Annotated in this window: 16 protein-coding genes; 5 read left to right on the plus strand and 11 right to left on the minus strand. The window is 75.9% G+C overall.

All coding sequences use genetic code 11. The annotated features are described in order from the left end of the window. Window positions 1–89 precede the first annotated feature (89 nt). Window positions 90–1,718 (plus strand): isovaleryl-CoA dehydrogenase, encoded by a 1,629-nt coding sequence (locus O7598_RS14825; RefSeq protein ID WP_269691929.1) that lies wholly within the window; start codon window positions 90–92, stop codon window positions 1,716–1,718. Between the two features lie 2 nt (window positions 1,719–1,720). Next, on the plus strand, window positions 1,721–2,542 hold the full coding sequence (locus O7598_RS14830) for an MOSC domain-containing protein (protein WP_269691930.1): 822 nt from the start codon (window positions 1,721–1,723) through the stop codon (window positions 2,540–2,542). A gap of 282 nt (window positions 2,543–2,824) precedes the next feature. Here the strand turns inward: O7598_RS14830 and O7598_RS14835 are convergent, their stop codons facing one another. Together O7598_RS14835 and O7598_RS14840 are read right to left on the minus strand one after the other, a co-directional pair. Further along, complete coding sequence (locus tag O7598_RS14835; protein ID WP_269691931.1) at window positions 2,825–5,767, minus strand: AfsR/SARP family transcriptional regulator; 2,943 nt, start codon at window positions 5,765–5,767, stop codon at window positions 2,825–2,827. Beyond that, complete coding sequence (locus O7598_RS14840; RefSeq protein ID WP_269691932.1) at window positions 5,748–6,344, minus strand: GNAT family N-acetyltransferase; 597 nt, start codon at window positions 6,342–6,344, stop codon at window positions 5,748–5,750. Before O7598_RS14840 ends, O7598_RS14835 begins: the two co-directional genes overlap by 20 nt. Before the next feature lie 33 nt (window positions 6,345–6,377). Between O7598_RS14840 and O7598_RS14845 the strand changes: the two genes are divergently transcribed. Then, window positions 6,378–7,616, plus strand: a complete 1,239-nt coding sequence (locus tag O7598_RS14845) for a MalY/PatB family protein (RefSeq protein WP_269691933.1) — start codon at window positions 6,378–6,380, stop codon at window positions 7,614–7,616. Here the strand turns inward: O7598_RS14845 and O7598_RS14850 are convergent. Next, window positions 7,590–8,684: a winged helix DNA-binding domain-containing protein gene (locus O7598_RS14850; protein ID WP_269691934.1), complete on the minus strand. Its 1,095-nt coding sequence runs from the start codon at window positions 8,682–8,684 to the stop codon at window positions 7,590–7,592. The two genes, O7598_RS14845 and O7598_RS14850, sit on opposite strands and share 27 nt — an antisense overlap. Before the next feature lie 29 nt (window positions 8,685–8,713). After that, on the minus strand, window positions 8,714–9,286 hold the full coding sequence (locus O7598_RS14855) for a DinB family protein (protein WP_269691935.1): 573 nt from the start codon (window positions 9,284–9,286) through the stop codon (window positions 8,714–8,716). 96 nt (window positions 9,287–9,382) lie between these two features. On the opposite strand from O7598_RS14855, the gene O7598_RS14860 reads away from it, so the two are divergent. Then, complete coding sequence (locus O7598_RS14860; RefSeq protein WP_442929856.1) at window positions 9,383–10,378, plus strand: helix-turn-helix transcriptional regulator; 996 nt, start codon at window positions 9,383–9,385, stop codon at window positions 10,376–10,378. 90 nt (window positions 10,379–10,468) lie between these two features. Here the strand turns inward: O7598_RS14860 and O7598_RS14865 are convergent, their stop codons facing one another. The 5 genes from O7598_RS14865 to O7598_RS14885 are packed head-to-tail and all read right to left on the minus strand — an operon-like array spanning window position 10,469 to window position 16,523. Further along, window positions 10,469–11,272 (minus strand): hypothetical protein, encoded by an 804-nt coding sequence (locus tag O7598_RS14865; protein ID WP_269691937.1) that lies wholly within the window; start codon window positions 11,270–11,272, stop codon window positions 10,469–10,471. 45 nt (window positions 11,273–11,317) lie between these two features. Beyond that, entirely contained in the window at window positions 11,318–11,629 is a 312-nt protein-coding gene (locus O7598_RS14870) for an NIPSNAP family protein (protein ID WP_269691938.1), read from the minus strand. A gap of 20 nt (window positions 11,630–11,649) precedes the next feature. After that, a complete protein-coding gene (locus tag O7598_RS14875) occupies window positions 11,650–12,417 on the minus strand; it encodes a TetR/AcrR family transcriptional regulator (protein ID WP_269691939.1) in 768 nt (255 codons plus the stop codon). Between the two features lie 51 nt (window positions 12,418–12,468). Further along, entirely contained in the window at window positions 12,469–13,755 is a 1,287-nt protein-coding gene (locus O7598_RS14880; RefSeq protein WP_269691940.1) for an SWIM zinc finger family protein, read from the minus strand. Continuing rightward, window positions 13,752–16,523, minus strand: a complete 2,772-nt coding sequence (locus tag O7598_RS14885; RefSeq protein ID WP_269691941.1) for a DEAD/DEAH box helicase — start codon at window positions 16,521–16,523, stop codon at window positions 13,752–13,754. Before O7598_RS14885 ends, O7598_RS14880 begins: the two co-directional genes overlap by 4 nt. Window positions 16,524–16,892: 369 nt before the next feature. Between O7598_RS14885 and helR the strand changes: the two genes are divergently transcribed. Continuing rightward, entirely contained in the window at window positions 16,893–19,094 is a 2,202-nt protein-coding gene (gene helR, locus O7598_RS14890) for an RNA polymerase recycling motor ATPase HelR (RefSeq protein ID WP_269691942.1), read from the plus strand. Here the strand turns inward: helR and O7598_RS14895 are convergent. Next, a complete protein-coding gene (locus O7598_RS14895; RefSeq protein ID WP_269691943.1) occupies window positions 19,073–19,888 on the minus strand; it encodes an ABC transporter permease in 816 nt (271 codons plus the stop codon). The two genes, helR and O7598_RS14895, sit on opposite strands and share 22 nt — an antisense overlap. Then, window positions 19,885–20,856 (minus strand): ATP-binding cassette domain-containing protein, encoded by a 972-nt coding sequence (locus tag O7598_RS14900; protein ID WP_269691944.1) that lies wholly within the window; start codon window positions 20,854–20,856, stop codon window positions 19,885–19,887. Before O7598_RS14900 ends, O7598_RS14895 begins: the two co-directional genes overlap by 4 nt. Between the last annotated feature and the right edge of the window lie 44 nt (window positions 20,857–20,900).

Below are 20,900 nucleotides of genomic sequence, written 5' to 3' on the forward strand. Positions count from 1 at the left end.
GCCGAATCGACTGGTCGGCGGGCGGTTGCCGGCCGTCGCTGAACGGTGGTTCAATCCACCTTCCGTCACCGCGCGCAGGGAGTGCCGCCGTGCCCACACACGAGGTCGTCAACCAGGCCCCGCCGCTGGTCGGCCACGACACCGCCGACGACCCGGCGCTGCTCGACGGCCTGGCCCGCGAGGGTGCCGGCTGGGCCGCCGCCGGGCTGCACGACCTGGGCCGGCTGGCCGGTGGCGAGGCCGCCACCGAGCACGGCCGGCTGGCCAACGAGCACCCGCCGGTGCTGCGCACCCACGACCGGTTCGGCCACCGCGTCGACGAGGTGGAGTTCCACCCGTCCTGGCACGAGCTGATGCGCACCGCGGTCGGGCACGGCCTGCACGCGGCGCCGTGGGCCGACGACCGGCCCGGCGCGCACGTGGCCCGCGCCGCCGGCTTCTACGTGTGGCGGCCGGACGCCGGGCACGGCTGCCCGATCTCGATGACCTACGCGGCGGTGCCCGCGCTGCGGCACAGCCCGGAGCTGGCCGCGCGCTACGAACCGCTGCTCACCAGCACCGAGTACGACTTCGGGCTGCGCCCGCCCACCGGCAAGCGCGGCCTGCTGGCCGGCATGTCGATGACCGAGAAGCAGGGCGGCTCGGACGTGCGCGCCAACACCACCACCGCCCGGCCCGAGCCCGACGGCAGTTACCGGCTGGTCGGGCACAAGTGGTTCACCTCGGCGCCGATGTGCGACCTGTTCCTCACGCTCGCCCAGGCACCGGGCGGCCTCACCTGCTTCCTGGTCCCCCGCGTGCTGCCCGACGGCGCCCGCAACCCGATGCGGCTGATGCGGCTCAAGGACAAGCTCGGCAACCGCTCCAACGCCTCCGCCGAGATCGAGTACGAGCACGCGGTGGCGTGGCGCGTCGGCGACGAGGGCCGGGGCGTGCGCACCATCATCGACATGGTCAACCTGACCCGGCTGGACTGCGTGATCGGCGCCGCGGCCGGCATGCGCCAGGGCGTCACCACGGCCGTGCACCACACCACCCACCGCCAGGCGTTCGGCCGCTACCTGGCCGACCAGCCGCTGATGCGCAACGTCCTGGCCGACCTGGCGGTGGAGTCCGAGGCCGCCACCGTGCTGATGATGCGGCTGGCCGGCGCGACCGACCGGTCGGCGCGCGGCGACGCCGGCGAGACCGCGTTCAAGCGGCTCGCCCTCGCCGTCGGCAAGTACTGGGTGTGCAAGCGCTGGCCCGGGCACGCCGCCGAGGCCCTCGAATGCCTGGGCGGCAACGGCTACGTCGAGGAATCCGGCATGCCGCGGCTGTTCCGCGAGTCGCCGCTGAACTCGATCTGGGAGGGCTCCGGCAACGTCGCCGCGCTGGACGTGCTGCGCGCGCTCACCCGCGAGCCGCAGGTGCTGGCCGCGTACGAGGCGGAGGTGGCCGCCGCCGCCGGCGCGGACCGGCGTCTCGACACCGCGGTCCGGCGGGTGCGCGACGAGCTGGCCGACCACACCGACCTGGAGTTGCGGGCCCGGCGCGTGGTGGAACGCCTCGCGCTGGTGCTGCAGGGCGCGCTGCTGGTCCGCCACGGCCACCCCGCCGTCGCCGACGCGTTCTGCGCGTCGCGCCTCGACGGCGACCACGGCCAGGCGTACGGGACGCTGCCCGCCGGGGTCGACCTCGCCGCGATCATCGACCGGGCCACCCCGAAGGTCGGCTGAGCGTGCGACTCGTCTCGACGCACGTCCACCCGGTGAAGTCCCTCGCCGGGGTGGACGTCGACCACGCCACTGTCGAGCCGTGGGGACTGCGCCACGACCGGCGCTGGGTGCTCCTGCAACCCGACGGCGCGGTGCTGACCGCCCGCACCGCGCCCCGGATGCTCGGCCTGACCGCCAAGCCCGGCCCGGGGTCGATCACCCTGGACGACTCCGCCGGCGCGTCCCTGACGGTCGCAGAACCAAAGGACGGGCCGCCGGCCGGCACCACGCTGTCCCGGCTGGACACGCTGCGGCTGGCCGCCGGCGAGGCACACGACTGGCTCTCCGACCGGCTGGGCCAGCCGGTGCGGCTGGGCTGGCTGGACGACCCGCGACGCCGGCCGGTCTCCGCCGCGCACGGCGGCCGGCCCGGCGACCCGCTGAACCTCTCCGACGCGGGCCCGCTGCTGCTCGCCACGCTGCCGTCGCTGCGCCGCCTGCGCGACTGGATCGTCGAGGGCGCGCTGGAGCGCGGCGAGCCGGCGCCGGACCCACTGCCGATGGCGCGGTTCCGCCCCACGGTGGTCCTCGACGGGCCGGTCGAGCCGTTCGCCGAGGACGGCTGGGCCCGGGTCCGGATCGGCGCGGTCGACTTCCGGGTCTCCGAACGCTGCGACCGCTGCCAGCTCACCCTGATCGACCCGGAGACGCTCACCCGGGGCAAGGAGCCGATCCGCACGTTGGCGCGGCACCGGCGGCAGGACGGCAAGACATGGTTCGGCGTCCGGCTGATTCCGGTGACGACCGGCGAGATCTCCGTCGGTGACCCGGTCGTGGCCGGCTGACGGCGGCGGCACGGCCCCCTCGACGCGCCGCCGCCGGGCCGGTCCGCGACGCTCAGCGACCCCGTTCGCCGGGGCACCGGCCGGTGGTGCGAACCGGCCGGTGGGATCCGGCGTCTCGGGCATCCCCGACGGCTGCCGACGCCGTGGCCCCGCGCCGGTGCTGCTCCCTCGCTGACCAGGACCGAGATCCTCCACGACACCACGCGCCGGCGTCGGACGGCGATCGCTCGCCGGGTCACCCCCGTAACGAGCCGGACGCTACCGACGGTCGCTAAGAATCCGCTAAGCGCCCGCGGGCAGGCTCGCGCCGTCGATGCCGGCCCGCGCCCGGGCCTGCTCGTCGGCCTCCCCGATCCGGGTGGCGATGTCGAGCGCCTCGCGGTGGCAGCGCAACGACGCCCGGTGGTCACCGGCGAACCGGTGCGCCTCCCCCAGCGTGTTCAGCACGTTCGCCCGCAGGTCCGGGCCGAGATCGCGGGCGATTTCCACCGCCTCGACGGCGGCCCGCACCGCGTCGTCGTGCCGGCCCGTACGGGAGTAGCTGAACGCCAGGTTCGCCAACGCGTTGGCCTGCCCGGGGCGGCTCCCGGTGCGCCGTTGGAACGCCAGGGCGCGCAGCGCGTACGGAATCGCCTCGGCGTGCCGGCCCAAGCGGGCGTGCAGCAGGCCGACGTTGTTCTCCACGCTCGCCAGGCCGGGCCCGCCGACGACGCGTTGCAGTGACAGCGCCCGCAGCGCCTGCTCCAGCGCCTCCTCGTCCCGGCCGGCGAGGTGCAGGTCGACGCTCAGGCTGCTCAGCGCCGACGCCTCCCACTGACCGTCGCCGGCGGCGTGGAACAGCACCACGGCCCGCCGGTACTCGGCGATCGCGTCCTCGTGCCGGCCGAGCCGGCGGAAGACCGTCGCGAGGTGGTGGCGGGTGGTCGCCTCGCCGACGGGCTGGCCGAGCCGGACGTGGCGGTCCAGCGCGTCGCGGAGGAACTCCAGCGCCCGGTCCGTGCGGCCCGCGGTGTCGTAGGCCTGCCCCAGCGCGGTCAACGTGTGCGCCTCGGCGACCGGGTCGTCGAGGCGGCGCGCCGCCGCCGCGGCGGCGCGCAACGTCACCAGCGCGTCGTCGACCTGACCGCGTCGCACCAGGTACGGCTGGAGGACGTGCACCAGCACCACCGCGTTGCGCCACGACGGCAGGTCCGCCGCGCCGTGGATCACCGCCCGCAGGTTCGTGAACTCCGCGTCGAGCCAGCGCAACGCCGCCTCCCCGTCGCCGAAGCCCGGCACCGGCGCGGCGGGCTCCGGCGGCCGCCCGACCGGGGGCAGCGGGAAGCGGCGGATCAGCTGGGTGGCCCGGTCGGCCGTCGCGACGTACCAGTCGACGAGCCGGCGCCGCGCGGTGGCGGCCTCGTCCGGTGTCACCGCCGCCTGCCGGGCGGCATACCGGCGGAGCAGGTCGTGCAGCTCGTAGCGGCCGGGCCGCACCTGCTGCACCAGGTGCTCGTCGAGCAACGCCTCCAGGTCCCGCTCCGCGTCCGCCGGGTCGCCGCCGGCCAGCGCCGCCGTCGACGCCGCGGTGACGTCGTCGCCGAGGTGCACGCCGAGCAGCCGGAACAGCCGCTGCCGGCCGGCCGGCAGCGCCCGGTACGACAGGGCGAAGACGTCCTCGACGCCGCGGGCGCCGACGGCGAACTCGGCCAGCCCTCGGTCGGTGTCGCTGAGCCGCGCCAGCAGGTGCTCGACCCGCCACGCCGGTCGCCCGCGCAGCCGCCGCCCGGCGACCGCGACGGCCAGCGGCAGGTGCCCGCACCGACCGGCGAGTTCCTCAACCGAGGCCGGCTCGGCGGCGACCCGGTCCCGCCCGAGTATCCCGGTCAGCAGTTCCCGCGCCTCGACGGGACTGAACACGTCCAGCACGATCACGCCCGCGCCGTCCAGGGCCAGGGCGCGCCGGCTGGTGACGATCACCAGGCATCCCGAGGTGGCGGGCAGCAGCGGCGACACCTGGGCCTCGTCCGCGGCGTTGTCCAGCACGAGCACCACCCGCCGGTCGGCCAGCCGGTCGCGCAGCAGCGCCGACCGGTCGTCGACGGACTCCGGGATCGCCGGGGCCGGCACCCCGAGCCGGCGCAGCAACGACTCCAGCACCGCACCGGGGGCGGCCGGCGTCGACTCGGCGCTGAACCCGTGCAGGTCCAGATAGAACTGCCCGTCCGGGTAGGTGGCCGCGAGCCGGTGCGCGGCGTGCACCGCGAACCTGGTCTTGCCCACGCCGGCCATGCCCTCGACGGCGACGATCGGCACCGCGCCGGCCGACGCGCTGCGCGCGAGCTGGCCGCGCAGCGCCCGGAGTTCCCGTTCCCGGCCGACGAAGTCGGCGATGTCCGGCGGCAGCTGCCGCAGGGCGCTCGCCGGCGCCGGGGTGTTCGCCGGGCCGGCCGGACCGGGCTCGCCGGACAGGATCCGCCGGTGCAGGTCCTGGGTCGGTACGGCCGGCTCGATGCCCAGCTCCCGCACCAGCCGCTCGCGCAGCTCCCGGTAGGCGGCCAGCGCGTCGGCCGGCCGGCCGAGCCGGTCGTGCACCGTCATCAGCTGCCGGTGGAACCGCTCGTCCAGCGGACGCTCGCCGATCAGCGCGCCCAGCTCGGCGACCAGGCCGGTGAGCCGCCCGTCGGCGAGGCGCGCGTCGACCAGCTCGGCGGCGGCGTCGAGGCGCGCCTCGTGCAACGTCGCGGCGGTGGACTCGATCGATCGGCCGGTCAGGCCGCTGAACGCCGGCCCGCGCCAGCGCCCCAGCGCCACCTCCAACAGGCGCAGCGCGGCCGCGCTGTCGCCGGTCGCCCGCGCGGCCGCCGCCGCGGCCACCTCGTCGGAGAACTGCCGCAGGTCGAGCCCGCCGGGCGCGGTGTGCAGCAGGTAGGCCGACGGCCGGGTGACGATCGGGGCGGCGGCCCGGCCACCGGGCGCCAGCCGGCGGCGCAGTTCGGAGATGATGCCCTGCACCTGCACCCGGTGGGAGCGCGGCGGCCGGTCCCGCCACAGCTCCGCCACGAAGCCGTCGACCGGGACCGGCTGGTCGGCGTGGCACAGCAGCAGCGCCAACGCCACCGCGTGCTGCGGCCCGCCCAGCGCGACCGGCTCGCCGCGACGCTCGACGGTGAGCGGTCCGAGCACGCGGAAGTAGAGCTCGCCGTCGGCCGGCCCGATGGTCGGGTCATCTGCGGGGGCTGGCACCGCTGGAATCTACCAACGCGTCCCGACCGGCCCGCCACTCCTCGGCGAGCACGGCGAAGACGAGCTGGTCGGCCCACTCGCCGCGGAACCGGTAGCTGCGCACGTGCCGGGCCTCGCGCCGCATGCCGAGCCGGGACGCCAGCCGCGCGGACGCCTCGTTGCCGGCGTGGCACCGGGCGATCACCCGGTGCAGGCCGAACTCCCCGAAACCCCAGTCCAGCACCGCCGTGGTCGCCTCGGTGGCCAGGCCACGGCCGCCGTGGTCGGGGTGGAAGACGTAGCCGAGTTCGGCGGTGCGGTCGGCCTGGCTGCGCCAGACCAGCTCCACCGCGCCGACCACCCGGGTCCCGGCCACCGCGGCCAGCGTCAAACAGTCGCCCTCCGCGCGCAGCGCGGTCTCGCCGGCCATCGCGGCCACCGACGCCCGGGACGCCTCCCGGGTACGCGGCTCGGCGCCGCGCATCCAGCGGACCACGTCGGGGCGGCGTTGCCAGGCGTGCACGTCGTCGAGGTCGTCGAGGGTGACCGGCCGCAGGAGCAGCCGGGTCGTACGCAGCGGGTAGCTCGGGTGGGCCATCGGGCGATGGTAGGGCCACCTAGGGTGGGCGGCATGAGCGTTTCCGCCGACGACCGCAATCCGCTGACCCGGCTCACGCTCGACCAGCTCCGCCGGCGCACCAGCGTGAAGTGGCGGCTGTACCCCCCGGACGTGCTGCCGCTGTGGGTGGCGGAGCAGGACGTGCCGCTGGCGCCGCCGGTGGCCGACGCGCTGCGCCGCGCCGTCGAGCTGGGCGACACCGGCTACTCGTTCGGGACGGCGTACGCGGAGGCGCTCGGCGGGTTCGCCGCGCAGCGCTGGGGCTGGGCGGACTTCCCGGTCGGGCGCAGCACGCTGGTGCCCGACGTGATGATGGGCGTGGTCGAGGTGCTGCGGCTGGTCACCGGCCCGGGCGACGCGGTGGTGGTCTGTCCCCCGGTCTACCCGCCGTTCTACGCGTTCGTCACGCACGCCGACCGGCGGGTGCTCGAGGCTCCGCTCGGGTCGGACCGGCGGCTCGACCTCGCCGCGCTCGACGACGCGTTCCGCCGGGCGCGCACGGTCGGCGACCGGCCGGCGTTCCTGCTCTGCAACCCGCACAACCCGACCGGGGTGGTGCATCGCGGCGACGAGTTGGCGGCTGTCGCCGAGCTGGCCGCGCGGCACGGCGTGCGGGTGGTCTCCGACGAGATCCACGCCCCGCTGGTGCTGGCCGGCGCGCGGTTCACCCCGTACCTCACGGTGCCCGGCGCCGACGACGCGTTCGCCCTGGTGTCGGCGTCGAAGGCGTGGAACCTCGCCGGCCTGAAGGCGGCCCTGGCGGTCGCCGGGCCGGCGGCCGCCGCCGACCTGGCCCGGATGCCGGAGGAGGTCAGCCACGGCCCCAGCCACCTCGGGGTGCTCGCGCACACCGCCGCGTTCCGCGACGGCGGGCCCTGGCTGGACCTGCTGCTCGACGGCCTCGACGCCAACCGCGCGTTGCTCGGATCGCTGCTGGCCGAGCACCTGCCCGACGTGTCGTGGCACCCACCCGAGGGGACGTACCTCGCCTGGCTGGACTGCACCCGCCTCGGTGTGCCCACCGAGGCGCCGGGTGACGGGCCCGGGGTGGCCAGCGACCTGGCCGGCCCGGCGCGGATGTTCCTCGACGACGCCCGGGTGGCGCTCAGCTCCGGGCACGTCTTCGGCGCCGGCGGCGCCGGCTTCGTCCGCCTCAACTTCGCCACCTCACCGGCCGTGCTGACCGAGGCGGTGACCCGGATGGGCCGGGCGTCCGTCGACCGGTCACCCGGGAGGCGCGGCGAGGCGTAACCGGTCGCTGTCCCCGTCGGACAGGAACGACGCCAGCGCCCTGCCCTCGTGGTCGACGTCGGCCCGCTCGGCCGCATTGAGCGGGCGCAGCGGCGTGACCAGCACGGTGCCGGCGTCGACCGTCCAGGTGGCCGCCACCCGTCCGTCCACCAGCACCATCCGGGTTCCGGCGACGGACAGGCCGCGGTGCGCGTGGTCGATGACGCGACGGCGGTCGTCGTAGCCGAGCACGGCGTTGTCGAACGCGGGCAGGAACCGGACCGGGGCCGGGGTGTCGGGGTCCGGACGGGGTGCGTCCGGCAGGTCGAGCAGCACCCGGCCGCGCTCGTCGCGGAACGACACCAGCTCGTCGCGGACCGCGGCCACCGCCGCGGGCAGCCCGGCCAGGCCGCACCAGGCGCGCAGGTCCGCCGAGGCGGCCGGACCGTACGCGGCCAGGTAGCGCCGGACCAGCTCGCGCCCGACCGGGTCGGCGGCCGGGCCGGGCGGGTCGACCTCCCGGCCCAGCCACGACGCGAGCGCCACGACGCGGACGCCGCCGCCGGTGCGCCACAGCCCGCGCGGCGGCGCCTGGGCGGTCGGGACGAGCGCGATCGTCATCTCGGCCAGGGCCCGCCGGTCCGGCGCCGGCCAGCGGTCAGCGAGCACCCGCACGATCTCCGCCGTGGTGCGGGGTTCGCCGTCGGCGAGCGCCGCCCGGCCGGCGGCGGCGAGGTCGTCGAGGTCCATCCCGTCGAACTCGCCGCGGTAGGCGCCGTGCACCCGCTGGCGCGGCATGCCGGCGTGGCGGGACCGCCACGCCAGCACGTCGCCGGCGGTGAGCAGGTGCACGGTGCGGCGCATCAGGTGGGTACGCACCAGCCGGCGTCGCACCAGCAGGTCGGACACGTCCGCCGGGTCGACGTCGCGCAGCCGCGACCAGAGCCCGACGTACGGCTCCTGCGGCTCCTGCGCCTGCAGGCCGCACAGCTGCGCCACGGCGTCGACGGCCGGCAGGTCGGCGCGGTCGAGCAGCAGTTGCCGGGCCAGGGTGGCCCGGTTGAGCGCCCGGTTGTCGAGCACGGTCATCGGGTTCCGTTCCGTCGGCGCCGGGCGGGTCAGGCGGCGGCGCGCCGGTCGAGCGTCTCGCGCAGGATCTCCGCGTGGCCGGTGTGCTGGCGGGTCTCGGCGATCACGTGCATCAGCACCGCGCGCACGCTCATCACCGTGCCGGGCTCGTTCCACGGCGCCTCCGGCACCGGCTGCGCCGCGGACAGGTCGTCGACGCCGGCCACGATCTCCTCGGTCCGGGCGGCCACCCGGGCGTACCGGCCGAGGATCGCGGGCAGCGTGTCCTCGGGCAGCATCTGGAAGGTCCGCTCCCGGTCGACCAACCACTGTGGCATCTCACGCGCCGTGCCGGCCATGATGTCGGCCCAGGCGACGCCGTCGGGCAGGGTGAACGTCATCGTCGCCGGGCCCTCGACCACGAACCGCAGCCAGGCTTCCTCGCCGGACGCCACATGCTTGAGCACGCCGCCGAGGCAGAGCGCGCTTGCGGTGGGACGCTCGCCGGCCTGGGCGTCGGTGAGGTCGCGCACCGTGGCGGTCAGCGCGGCCCGGGCGCCGGCGAGCGCCTTGAGCAGGTCGGCGCGCTCGGCGTCGAGGGTGGTCGCGGTGGGGACGGTCATGGTCATCGGTTCCTTCCGGTCCAGTTTCGGGTACGGGCACACGCTCGCAGCCGTAGCGGTCAGGTTGTGTCCGCTACTGCCGGCAGAATGCGTGTCATGGCGACCACCTCCGCGCGACTGCTCTCCCTGCTGTCCCTGTTGCAGGCGCGCCGGGACTGGCCGGGCGCGGTGTTGGCCGAACGGCTCGGCGTCAGCCCGCGCACCGTGCGCCGCGACGTGGACCGGCTGCGCGAGCTGGGCTATCCGATCGTCAGCGCCAAGGGACCGGACGGCGGCTACCGGTTGGGCGCCGGCTCGGCGCTGCCGCCGCTGCTCTTCGACGACGAGCAGGCCGTCGCGCTCACGGTGGCGTTGCAGACCGCCGCCACGACCGTCACCGGCATCGAGGAGGCCGCCGCGCGGGCGCTGACCACGGTGCGGCAGGTGATGCCGGCGCGGCTGCGCCACCGCGTCGACGCCCTGCGGGTCGTCGCGGTGCAACGGGCCGGGTCCGCCACGAAGCCCCGGGTCGAGCCGGCCCTGCTGATGACGCTCAGCGCCGCCGTGCACGCCCGCGAGGAACTGCGCTTCGACTATCCGCCCGCGCCGACGGCCGCCCCGGCCGACGGGGTGACGCCGCCGCGCCGGACGCAACCGCACCACCTGGTCACCTGGGGCGGGCGCTGGTACCTGGTCGCCTGGGACCTGGACCGCGCCGACTGGCGCACCTTCCGCGTCGACCGGATCCGCCCGCGTTCGCCCACCGGCCCGCGGTTCACGCCCCGCGAGCTGCCCGGCGGGGACGTGGCCGCGTACGTGGCCGGCCGGTTCACCGGGGCGACCGGCCCCGGCGACTGGCCGTGCCGGGGTGAGGTGATCCTCGACCTGCCCGCTCGCACGGTCTCCGCGTGGACCCGCGACGGCGTCGTCGAGGAACTCGGCCCGGACCGGTGCCGGCTGGTGCTGGGCGCCTGGTCCTGGCCGGGCCTGGCCGCCGTACTCGGCCGCTACGACGCCGACATCGAGGTCATCGGCCCACCCGAGCTGCGCGCCGCCTTCGCCCACCTGGCCCGCCGCTACACCGCCGCCGCCCACCCCTCACCCCAACCCTGACCCCTCCCCCGCGATCTTGCACTTACCGCCCCGACACAAGGGACTTTCCCGACGGATACGGGGCCGAAGGTGCAAGATCGGCGGGGAAGGTCACCGCCGGGGTGGGGACGGGCGGTTCGTCGCGCGCCAGGACGGCCAGTCGTGCGGCCACGTGTCGGGCCAGTCGTCACCGGTCTCGCCCGGGGCGAGGGTGCGCGCCTCGGGGCCGACCACCTCGCGGGCGATGCGCTCGGCCACGTCGGCGACATCCGCGGCGGACAGGTAGGCATAGGTCATCGACCACGGCGCCAGCGCCTCGCCGACCAGCGCCACGCTCCGGTCCTCCGGCAGCCCGGCGGCGGTGAGCAGCCAGGTCAGCAGCCGGCTGCACGGGCCCCACCAGCCGTCCGCGTCCTCGGCCCAGGCCGAGCTGGTGGTCAGCAGCTCGGCGAGCGCCGACTCCCAGGCCGCGACGGCCTCGTCCGGCCCGGTGAGCGTCGCCTCGCGCAGCGCGGGCAGCAGCCGGTCGAACCGCTCAGCCACCTCCTCCAGCCATCGCCGCCAGTCCACCAGGGCCGCGGCGACCAGCGCGAGGGTCTCCGGCGGTGAGGTGACGATCGGGGAGAAGTAGTACCAGTGCCGGCGCGGCCCCCAGTGCCAGGAGTAGGCCCAGGATCCGTAGTGGCCCATCAGGGCGTCGGTCACGGCCGAGTTCCACTCGTAGGCCACCCGGTCCGCCTCGCGGGACGCGGCCCAGTCGGCCTCGTCGAAATGTCGGCGTGGGTGCGGCACGGGCGCGGCGGGCGGCACCGGCGGCGCCAGCCGTCGCACGACATCGGCCGCCTCGGCGGCGTCGAACGGGTGGCGGGCGGGGTCGACCTCCGCCCAGTCGTCCAGGCGGGGCCAGCTCGTCATCGCCGCCAGTCTAGGGCGGCCACCCGCACCCGCGACGCCCCGAACTCAGTCCGAGGGCAACAACGGGCGCATGAACGTGCGCTCGTAGCGCAGCACGCAGCCCGACTCGTCGCGGATCCGGTCGGCGGCGAGGAACTCCGGGTCCGTGCCGAACCGCGTGCGGTAGCGCTCGTACGCCGCCAGGCTCTCGAAGCTGAACAGCGCCTCGGCCCGGTCGCTGGCGCCCTCGGCCGGCAGGAAGTAGCCGTGGTGCACGCCGCCGTGCCGCCGCACCAGCGTCATCCAGGCGCGGGCGAACCGTTCGAACGCCTCGATCTGCCCGGGATCGATGGTGTAGTGCACCACGCAGGTGATCATGCGAGCACCATAGCGACCCGTCAGCCGGCCGCACGCTCGGCGACCACCACCGAGATGCCGTCGAGCACCCGCTGGAGGCCGAACTCGAATGCGTGGTCCGGCCCGTACGCCGCGCCGTGCGCCATGCCGGCGGCGGTGCCGACCCGGGCGGCGAGCGGATAGCTGCCGGTGGTCATGAACTTCTCCAGCCAGGGCGCGTGCGTCTGCCACCACGCCTCGTCGGTCATCCCGGTCTCCCGCTCCAGCTCGACCACGTCGACGGCGGCGCGGGCCGCGCTCTTGGCGTGCCCGAGCACCAGGGTGAGCACGGCGTCCATCTCCACGTCGTCGAGCCCGATGTCGGCGACCGCGTGCAACTCGTGGTCGTACTTGGCGAGCACGTTGGGGCCGAGCACCGGCCGGGTGGTCTCGGCGCGCAGCAGCCACGGGTGGGCCCGGTAGAGCGCCAGGTTGTCCCGCGCGATGCGTTCCAGCCGACCTCGCCAGCCGCCCGGCACGTCGGCCGGGCGGGGCAGGTCGCCGAGGACGGTGTCGACCATGACGTCGAGCAGTTCGGCCTTGCCCGGCACGTAGGTGTAGACGGACATGGTGCCGACGCCGAGCGCCTCGCTGACCCGCCGCATGGTGAGCGCGTCGATGCCGTCGGCGTCGGCGATCTCGATCGCCGTCCGCACGATCCGGTCGACGCTGAGGCCGGGCCCGGCGCCCCGGCTCGTCGGCTCCCGGGTGCGCCAGAGGATGGCCAGGCTGCGTGCGGGGTCGACCTTGCCCCCGCGCTGCTTCGACATGGGTGATCCTTCCTACCGGTCGCCACCGTATCGCGTACGGCGGCGGCCGGTTCAGTCCGGCGGCAGGTCCAGCAGCGCGTCAAGCGGATCAGGGCCGGGTGGGCCCGCCGGCCACCACCGGCCGGCGCGGCGGCGGAACGGATACCAGCGGCCGTCGCGGCCGTGGCGCACCTGCGTGTCACCGCCGACGGTCCAGCGGTTGCGCCAGTGCCGCACCTGCGCCGCGTCGCCGGCCCGCCCGGCCGCGCGCAGCGCGTCGGTGGTCCGGGACACCAGGTCCCGGGGCGGGCTGAACACCGCGTCGAGCGCGTCCACGCCGCCGGCGCCGCCGTACTCCCAGGCCGTGATCGCCCGGGGCAGGTCGTCGGGCCGGCCGCTGGCGTCGCCGAGGCGCTGCGCCGCCGGTGAGCGTGGGTGCCGCGCCGCCAGCCGGACGGCGTCCGGCCAGGCGTCGGGTGCGGACGCCGACGCCCCGTGCGCGCCGGCGTCTAGCAGGCGCCGGGCGCGGTCCGCGGCGTCCGCGGCGAGCATCCCCAGCGCCTCCACGTCGAGGCCGGGCACGTCGTGCCCGGCCAGCAGCGGGGTAAGCGCCATCGGCTCGCCGCGCACCGCTGCCGGCGGGTCGGGCAGCACGGCGGGGACGAGCGCGTACGCCTCGTCGGCGCGGACGCCGCCGGCGGTCTCCTCGCCGCCGACGCCGCCGCGGCCGCCGTTACGCGCGCGCAACTCCTCGACCAGCTCCGCCTCCGCCCTACCGCGCATCAGCAGCAGCACGAACGGGTCCCGGTCGAGCAGCCAGGACGCCTGGTAGGAAAGGGCGGCGGCGTGCCGGCAGGGATGGTCCCAGGACGGGCAGTCGCACTCCGGCTCCAGGTCGCCGTATCCGGGTAGCAGCCGCACGCCGGCGTCCTCGGCGGTGTGCGCCAGCTCGTGCGGCATGTCCCGGTCGAGCAGCGCGGCGATGTGCCCGGCCCGGGCGGCCACGCGGTCGAGCAGCCGGTCCCAGTCCGCGTCGGAGAGCGTCCCGACCCGGACCACGGTGTCGTGCGGGGTGTCCGGGTCGCCGTCGTGCACCGGCGCGGAGATCCGGCCCGGGCTGACGGTGATCGTCCCGACCTGCCCGGCGAAGGCGTACCGCCGGCCCTTGCGGAGTTGCTCCGGGTCGAGCGCGGTGTGCTCCATGGACTCGATCCAGGCGTTGCCCCACCAGGTGTCGGCGAACCTCCGGCCGATCCGCCGGCCCGGCCCGAACGCCGGGAAGCTGCGGGCCCGCCCGTCGTGCGCGGGCGCGCCGGCCGGCTCGTCGTCCCAGTCGTCGTCGCGGTCCACGTCCCTCATCCCTCGTCCAGCCGCACGAGCCGCAGCAGCTCGGCGTCGGACAGTTCGGTCAGGGCGCGCTCGCCGCCGGTGAGCACCGCGTCGGCCAGGTCCCGTTTGGACTCCAGCAGCGCGGCGATCCGCTCCTCCAGCGTGCCCTGGACGATCAGCCGGTGCACCTGCACCGGTCTGGTCTGCCCGATCCGGTGGGCGCGGTCGGTGGCCTGGTCCTCGACCGCCGGGTTCCACCACCGGTCGTAGTGCACGACGTGGTCGGCGCGGGTCAGGTTGAGCCCGGTGCCGGCGGCCTTGAGCGAGAGCAGGAACACCGGCGCGGCGCCGGCCTGGAACCGGTGGACCATCTCCTCGCGCCGGTGCACCGGCGTGCCGCCGTGCAGCAGTTGCGCCGGTACGCCCCGCTCGCTCAGGTGCCGCTCGAGCAGGCGGGCCATCCGCACGTACTGGGTGAAGACCAGGACGCCGCCGTCCCCGGCGAGGACGGTCTCCAGCAGGTCGTCGAGCAGCTGCAACTTCTGCGAGCGGCCGGTGAGCCGGCCGTGCGGCTCGCGGAGGTAGTGCGCCGGGTGGTTGCACACCTGTTTCAGTCCGACCAGGAGCTTCAGCACCAGTCCGCGACGGGCGATGCCGGTCGGACTGGCGCGGATCTCCGCCATCACCTCGTCGACCACCCGGCGGTAGAGCGCCGCCTGCTCGCCGGTGAGCGGGACCAGGTGGTCGGTGACGGTCCGGGACGGCAGCTCCGGGGCGATGCCGGGATCGGACTTGCGGCGTCGCAGGAGGAACGGTCGGATCAGGCGGGACAGCCGCCGCACGGCGGCGGTGTCGCGGTCCACCTCGATCGGGCGGGCCCAACCGGCGCGGAACGCGCCGATCCTGTCCAGCAGCCCCGGCGTGGTCCAGTCGAGGACGGCCCACAGCTCGGAGAGGTTGTTCTCCACGGGTGTGCCGGTGAGCGCGACCCGGGCGTCGGCGGGGATCTCGCGCAGCGCCTTTGCGGCGCCGCTGAGCCGGTTCTTCACGTACTGGGCCTCGTCCGCGACGACCGTCGCCCACCGGTGACCGCCGAGCGTCGCCGCGTCGCGCCGCATGGTGCCGTAGCTGGTCAGGACGAACCCGTCGGTCACGCCATGCAGCGAGCGGGCGGCACCGTGGAAGCGGCGCACCGGTACGCCGGGGGCGAACCGGCGGATCTCGCGTTCCCAGTTGCCGAGCACCGAGGCCGGGCAGACGACGAGCGTCGCGCCGGCGCGGCGGCGCAGGTGCAGGGCGATCACCGTGACCGTCTTGCCCAGGCCCATGTCGTCGGCGAGGCAGCCGCCGAATCCGAGCGCGGTCATCCGGTCCAGCCAGCGCAGCCCGCGGAGCTGGTAGTCGCGCAGCGTGCCGTCCAGCCCGGCCGGCGGGGCGAGCGGCTCGGGGCCGTGCTCCGGCTCGGCGATCCGCGCGCACAGGGCGGCCAGCCATCCGTCGGCCACCACCTCGACGCGCTCGTTCGCCACCTCGGTGCTGCCGATCAGCGTGGCGGCCAGAGCCTCGTACGCGGGCAGCGGGGGCAGCCACCGCTGCCGGGCGCGGCGGGCCAGCTCCGGCTCGACCGCCACCCACCGCCCGCGCAGCTCGACGAGGGGCCGGGACGTGGCGACCCGGTCCGTCTCGGCGTCGGTGAGCGCTTCCCCGGCGAGCGTGAGTTGCCAGCTCACCGGCATCGGGGCGGCGGAGTGGAAGAACGCGGCCACCTCCGCCGGCTGCTCCGGTGGTGAGCCGATCAGGACCCGGGCGCCCAGCTCGCGGGAGATGTCGGGAGGCCACTCGACGTCGACACCGGTTGCGGCGAGCCGTCGCTCGGCACCGTCGAGCAGGTCGGCCAGATCCTCGTCGAGCAGCTTCAGCTCGACCGGCGCGGCGTCGTCGAGCAGTCGTTCCAGCGGCGGCCACACCGGCGCGGACCGGCGTACCGCGCGCATCGCCTCGAACGTCGCGGTGTCGCCGAGGCCGTGCGCGTCGCCGCGCCACAGCGCCGCCGCGTCGCTGACCAGGGTGGGGTCGGCGAGGCTGCGCATCCGCACGACGGCGGTCAGGCCCCCGGCGGCGACGTCCGGGCGCGCGACCAGCCGAAGCGCCAGCCGCAGGCCGGTGTCCACGCCGGCGGCGACGTCCCGCGCCCAGTCGCGCAGCTCCGGCGCCGGGCGCGGGTCCCGGGCGGCGAATCGGGGGTCGCCGGTCAGCCAGGGCGCGGCCGGGGTCCGCGGCAGGGTGTCGGCCACCGCGTCGAGGAACGCCCGGACCAGGCCCTCGGCGTCCGGAAGCTGGACGGGCTCGGCGAACGGGTCGACCGGTACGGCGCGGGCCCCGGCCGGCATCGCCGCGGCCAGCGCGCGGACCCGCCGCACGTCGGCGACGTCGAACGGCCCCGCCCGCCAGGCGTCGTACCCGTCCGGGCTGACGCCGGGCAGCAACCGTCCACGGGCGACCAGATGCAGGCCGGTGACCGCCACCGCCGACCAGAATGCGGCGGCGGGCGTGGCGTCCTCGACGTCGCGCAGCGCGATGAGTAGGGGCACCGCGTCGGCGACCGGCACCGCGCGGACCGGCACCCGCCACGCGGCCACCGGTCCGTCGAGCGGCAGGGCCAGCTCCAGTTCGCGGGCCTCACCCGGCGGGTCCGGCTCATCCGGCACGGCGTCACCGGTCGGGTGGTAGAAGCTGACGACGCCGGCCCGCGGCGGGTCGCCCGGCTCGAAGACGACAGCGAACCGACCGAGTCGCACCCGGCACCTCCCCCGCTCGGCGGCATCGCCGCGGTCAGCCACCGACCGCCCCGCGCCTACCGTACAACGTACCGTAGCTGCGACGCGAAGCTGGCCGCGCCAGCGTGGAGGCACGGAACGGGTGGGCGCGCCGACATCGAGCGCGAAAAAAGGCGGGGACACCTCTCCCGCCACTACCACCTTATAGCGCACCCGGGGTCTTGCGGCAAGCCCCCGGTGCTGGCGCAAAATGGCCGCTCGAAGCGATTCCCCTGCACATGACGGCCGCGCGCAGCGGCGGTCCGGTCGTGCCCGCGTCCGCGGATCGACGAGTCGCGAGCACGAGCCGCACACCCGGCCGACGCAGGCCGCAGATCGGAGCTGAACCGCGTGAAACCGTCCACCACCAGCGTCTTCGATCTCCCCGAGCGCCTCGCCGCGAAGGCCGACCCGAATCTGATCGCCGCTGACGAACGGCACTTCGCGGTCATCGCGGAGAGCCTGCGGCGGTCGATCGCCGAGCTGTCCGACCGGCTCGACACCGTGCGCCGGGCCGCGGGCGGCAAGGGCCGCCAGGCCGTCGAGCGGGACCAGGAGGTACGCCGGTTGGGCGCGCGGCTGCGTACCCTGCGCCGTTACGGCCTGGACCTGTGTCTGGGCCGGATGGTCGGCGCGGACGGCGCCGAACCGGTGTACGTGGGGCGGCTCGGCCTCACCGACGGCGCGGGCGGACGGCTGCTGCTGGACTGGCGCTCCCCGGCCGCCGAGCCGTTCTTCGGCGCCACCCACGCCGACCCGATGGGCCTTGCGAGCCGCCGCCGCTACCGCTGGAGCGGCGGGCGGGTCACCGACTACTGGGACGAGGTGTTCACCGCCGACGGGCTCGTCGGGCACGCCGCCCTCGACGACCAGTCCGCGTTCGTCGCCAGCCTGGGCACCACCCGCTCGGCCCGGATGCGCGACGTGCTCGGCACTATCCAGGCCGACCAGGACGCCATCATCCGGGCCGGCTCCCGGGGTGCGCTGGTGGTCGACGGCGGGCCGGGCACCGGCAAGACGGTCGTCGCACTGCACCGCACCGCGTACCTGCTGCACGCCGACCCGCGACTGGGCGAGCGCCGCGGCGGGGTGCTTGTCGTCGGCCCGCACCAGCCCTACCTGAGCTACGTCTCCGACGTCCTGCCCAGCCTCGGCGAGGAGGAGGTGCAGATCTGCACGCTGCGTGATCTGGTCCCCGAGGGTGCGGCGGCGACCGTCGAGACGGACCCCGAGGTGGCCCGGTTGAAGGCGTCGGCGGAGCTTCTCGGCGCGGTGGAGGCGGCGGTGCGGTTCTACGAGGAGCCGCCCGCGACGGCGATGACGGTCGCCGTCGAGGACACCGAGCTGCAGTTGACCGCCGACGACTGGACGGAGGCGTTCGCGGCGGCCGGCCCGGGCGCCGCGCACAACGAGGCGCGCGACGACGTGTGGGAGGAGCTGCTGACGATCCTGTGGGAACGCTACGACGGCGACGAGCCGGAACACGCGGTGCGCCGGTCGCTGGCGGGCAACCGGGAGCTGGTCACCGCGTTCGGACGGGCGTGGCCGCTGCTCGACCCGGCCGACATCGTGGCGGACCTGTGGTCCGTGCCGGCCTACCTGCGTCGGTGCGCCCCGTGGCTGAGCGCCGAGGAGATCCGTACCCTGCGACGCGTCGACGCCCGGGCCTGGACGGTGGCCGACCTGCCGCTGCTGGACGCGGCGCGCCGGCGGGTCGGCGACCCGCAGGCGTCGCGGCGGCGGCGCCGCGACGACGCGGCGCTGGCCGCGCAGCGGGAGCGGATGGACACGGTGGTGGACGCGCTGATCGCGTCGCACGCCTACGACGACGGCGAAGGGCTGATGACCATGCTGTCCGGCGCGGACATGCGGACCAGCCTGGTCGACGACAGCGTGCTGACCGTCGCCGACGCGGACCCGCTGGCCGGGCCGTTCGCGCACGTGGTGGTGGACGAGGCGCAGGAGCTGACCGACGCGCAGTGGCAGATGCTGCTGGCGCGCTGCCCGTCGCGCAGCTTCACCGTGGTCGGCGACCGGGCCCAGGCCCGGCACGGGTTCACCGAGTCGTGGCGGCAGCGGCTGGCACGGGTCGGGTTCGACCGGATCGAGGTGGCGTCGCTGACCGTCAACTACCGCACCCCGGCGCAGGTGATGGCGGCGGCCGAGCCGGTGATCCGGGCCGTGCTGCCGGACGCCAACGTGCCGACCTCCATCCGCACCGGTGACCTGCCGGTGCGCTACGGCGCCCGCGCCGAGCTGGACGAGGTGGTCCGGAGCTGGCTCGCCGCGCACGCCGAGGGCGTCGCGTGCGTCATCGGCGAGCCCGGGTGCCCGGCGTCGGGCCGGGTCCGGTCGCTGACCCCCGAGCTGGCCAAGGGGTTGGAGTTCGACCTGGTGGTGCTGGTCGACCCGGAGGCGTTCGGCGCCGGGATCTCCGGGGCGGTGGACCGCTATGTGGCGATGACCCGGGCCACCGGACAGCTGGTCGTGCTCACCGGCGGGGACGGTGGGGCCGCCCCCGCCGGCGGGATTCAGCCGCCCAGCGCCCGGTAGCGGCGCAGCGACAGCGGCACGAACACGGCGACCAGGGCCAGCGGCCAGAGCACGGCCAGCAGCGGGTGGTGCGCGGCCACCCAGCCCTCGCCACCCCAGCCGGGGTTGCCGAACAGCTCCCGGGTGGCGCCGACGGTCGCCGACAGCGGGTTCCACTCGGCGACCGCGCCCAGCCAGGCGGGCATGGTCGAGGGCGCGACGAACGCGCTGGACAGGAAACCGAGCGGGAACTCCAGCGTCTGCACGGCGGTCACCGCGCCCGCGCCCTTGGTCACCAGGCCGAGGTAGATGCCCACCCAGGTCAGCGCGAAGCGCAGCAGCAGGATCAGCCCGAGCGCGGCGAGCGTGTCGCCGGGACCGCCGTGCGCCCGCCAGCCCACGGCCAGGCCGGCGAGCAGCATGACCGCGAGCGTCACCACCGCGAACAGCATGTCGGCCAGCGCCCGGCCGAGCAGCGGGGCGAGCCGGGACACCGGCATCGACCGGAGCCGGTCGGTGACGCCGCGTTCGGCGTCGGCGGAGACCGCCATGGTGGTCTGGCTGATGCCGAAGAGCATGGTCATGGCGAACATGCCGGGCATCAGGAACTCCCGGTAGCTGCCACCGCCGGGCACCTGGAGCGCGCCGCCGAACAGGTAGGCGAACATGAGCACGATCAGGATGTTGAAGGCCAGCGCGCCGGCCAGCTGGCCGGGGTCACGACGCCAGTGCGCGAGCGCCCGGTAGGTGAGGGTGAGGCTGTCGCCGGCCAGGGACGGGCGGCCCGGCGACGAGGCGACGGTGGCGGCGCTCACGCGGGCACCTCCACGGTGGCGTCGGCGCGCTCGGCGGGTCGGCCGGTGAGCCGGAGGAACACCTCGTCGAGGGTGGGCCGGCGCAGCGCCACGTCCGCCACGGTCACCCCGTCGGCGTCGAGCGCGCGCAGCACCTCGGTCAGCGCGCCGGCCCGGTCGTCGACCTGGGCGCTGACCGCGCGGCGGTCCGCGTCGACGACCGGCTCGGCGGTCGCCACCCGGCGCAGCCGGTCCGCCGCCGTGGCGAGGTCGCGGGCGTCGCGGACGACCAGGTCGATCCGGTCGCCGCCGAGGCGGGACTTGAGCGCGTCCGGGGTGCCCTCGGCGATGACCCGGCCGGCGTCGAGCACGCAGATGCGGTCGGCGAGCTGGTCGGCCTCGTCGAGGTACTGCGTGGTGAGCAGCACTGTGGTGCCGGCCCGGACCAGGTCCCGGACCGACTCCCACACCTCGTTGCGCCCGCGCGGGTCCAGTGCGGTGGTGGGCTCGTCGAGGAAGAGCACGGACGGCGTGCGGATCATCCCGGCGGCCAGGTCGAGCCGCCGGCGCATGCCGCCCGAGTACGTCCGCACCGGCGCGCCGCCGGCGTCGGCGAGCCCGAACCGCTCCAGCAGCTCTGCGGCGCGCGCCCGGGCCTGCGACCGGCCGAGGTGGAACAGCCGGCCGAGGATGACCAGGTTCTCCCGACCGCTGAGCGCCTCGTCGAGGGCCGGACGCTGCCCGACCAGGCCGATCCGGTAGCGCACCCGGTCGGCCTGGCGGGCCACGTCGAGACCGGCCACCTCGGCCCGGCCGGCGTCGAAGCGCAGCAGCGTGGCGAGGATCCGCACCGCCGTGGTCTTGCCGGCGCCGTTCGGGCCGAGCAGCCCGCAGACCGTGCCGGGCGGCACCCGCAGGTCGAATCCGTCCAGCGCGGCCGTGTCCCCGTACCGCTTGCGCAGCCCTTCCGCGATGATCGCGTGTTCCACCGGGTCGCCTCCTCCGTGGTGTCGTCGACCTACCGTACAACGTA

Origin of the sequence: Micromonospora sp. WMMC241, from assembly GCF_027460165.1 — a bacterium.
Taxonomy (GTDB): domain Bacteria; phylum Actinomycetota; class Actinomycetes; order Mycobacteriales; family Micromonosporaceae; genus Micromonospora; species Micromonospora humi.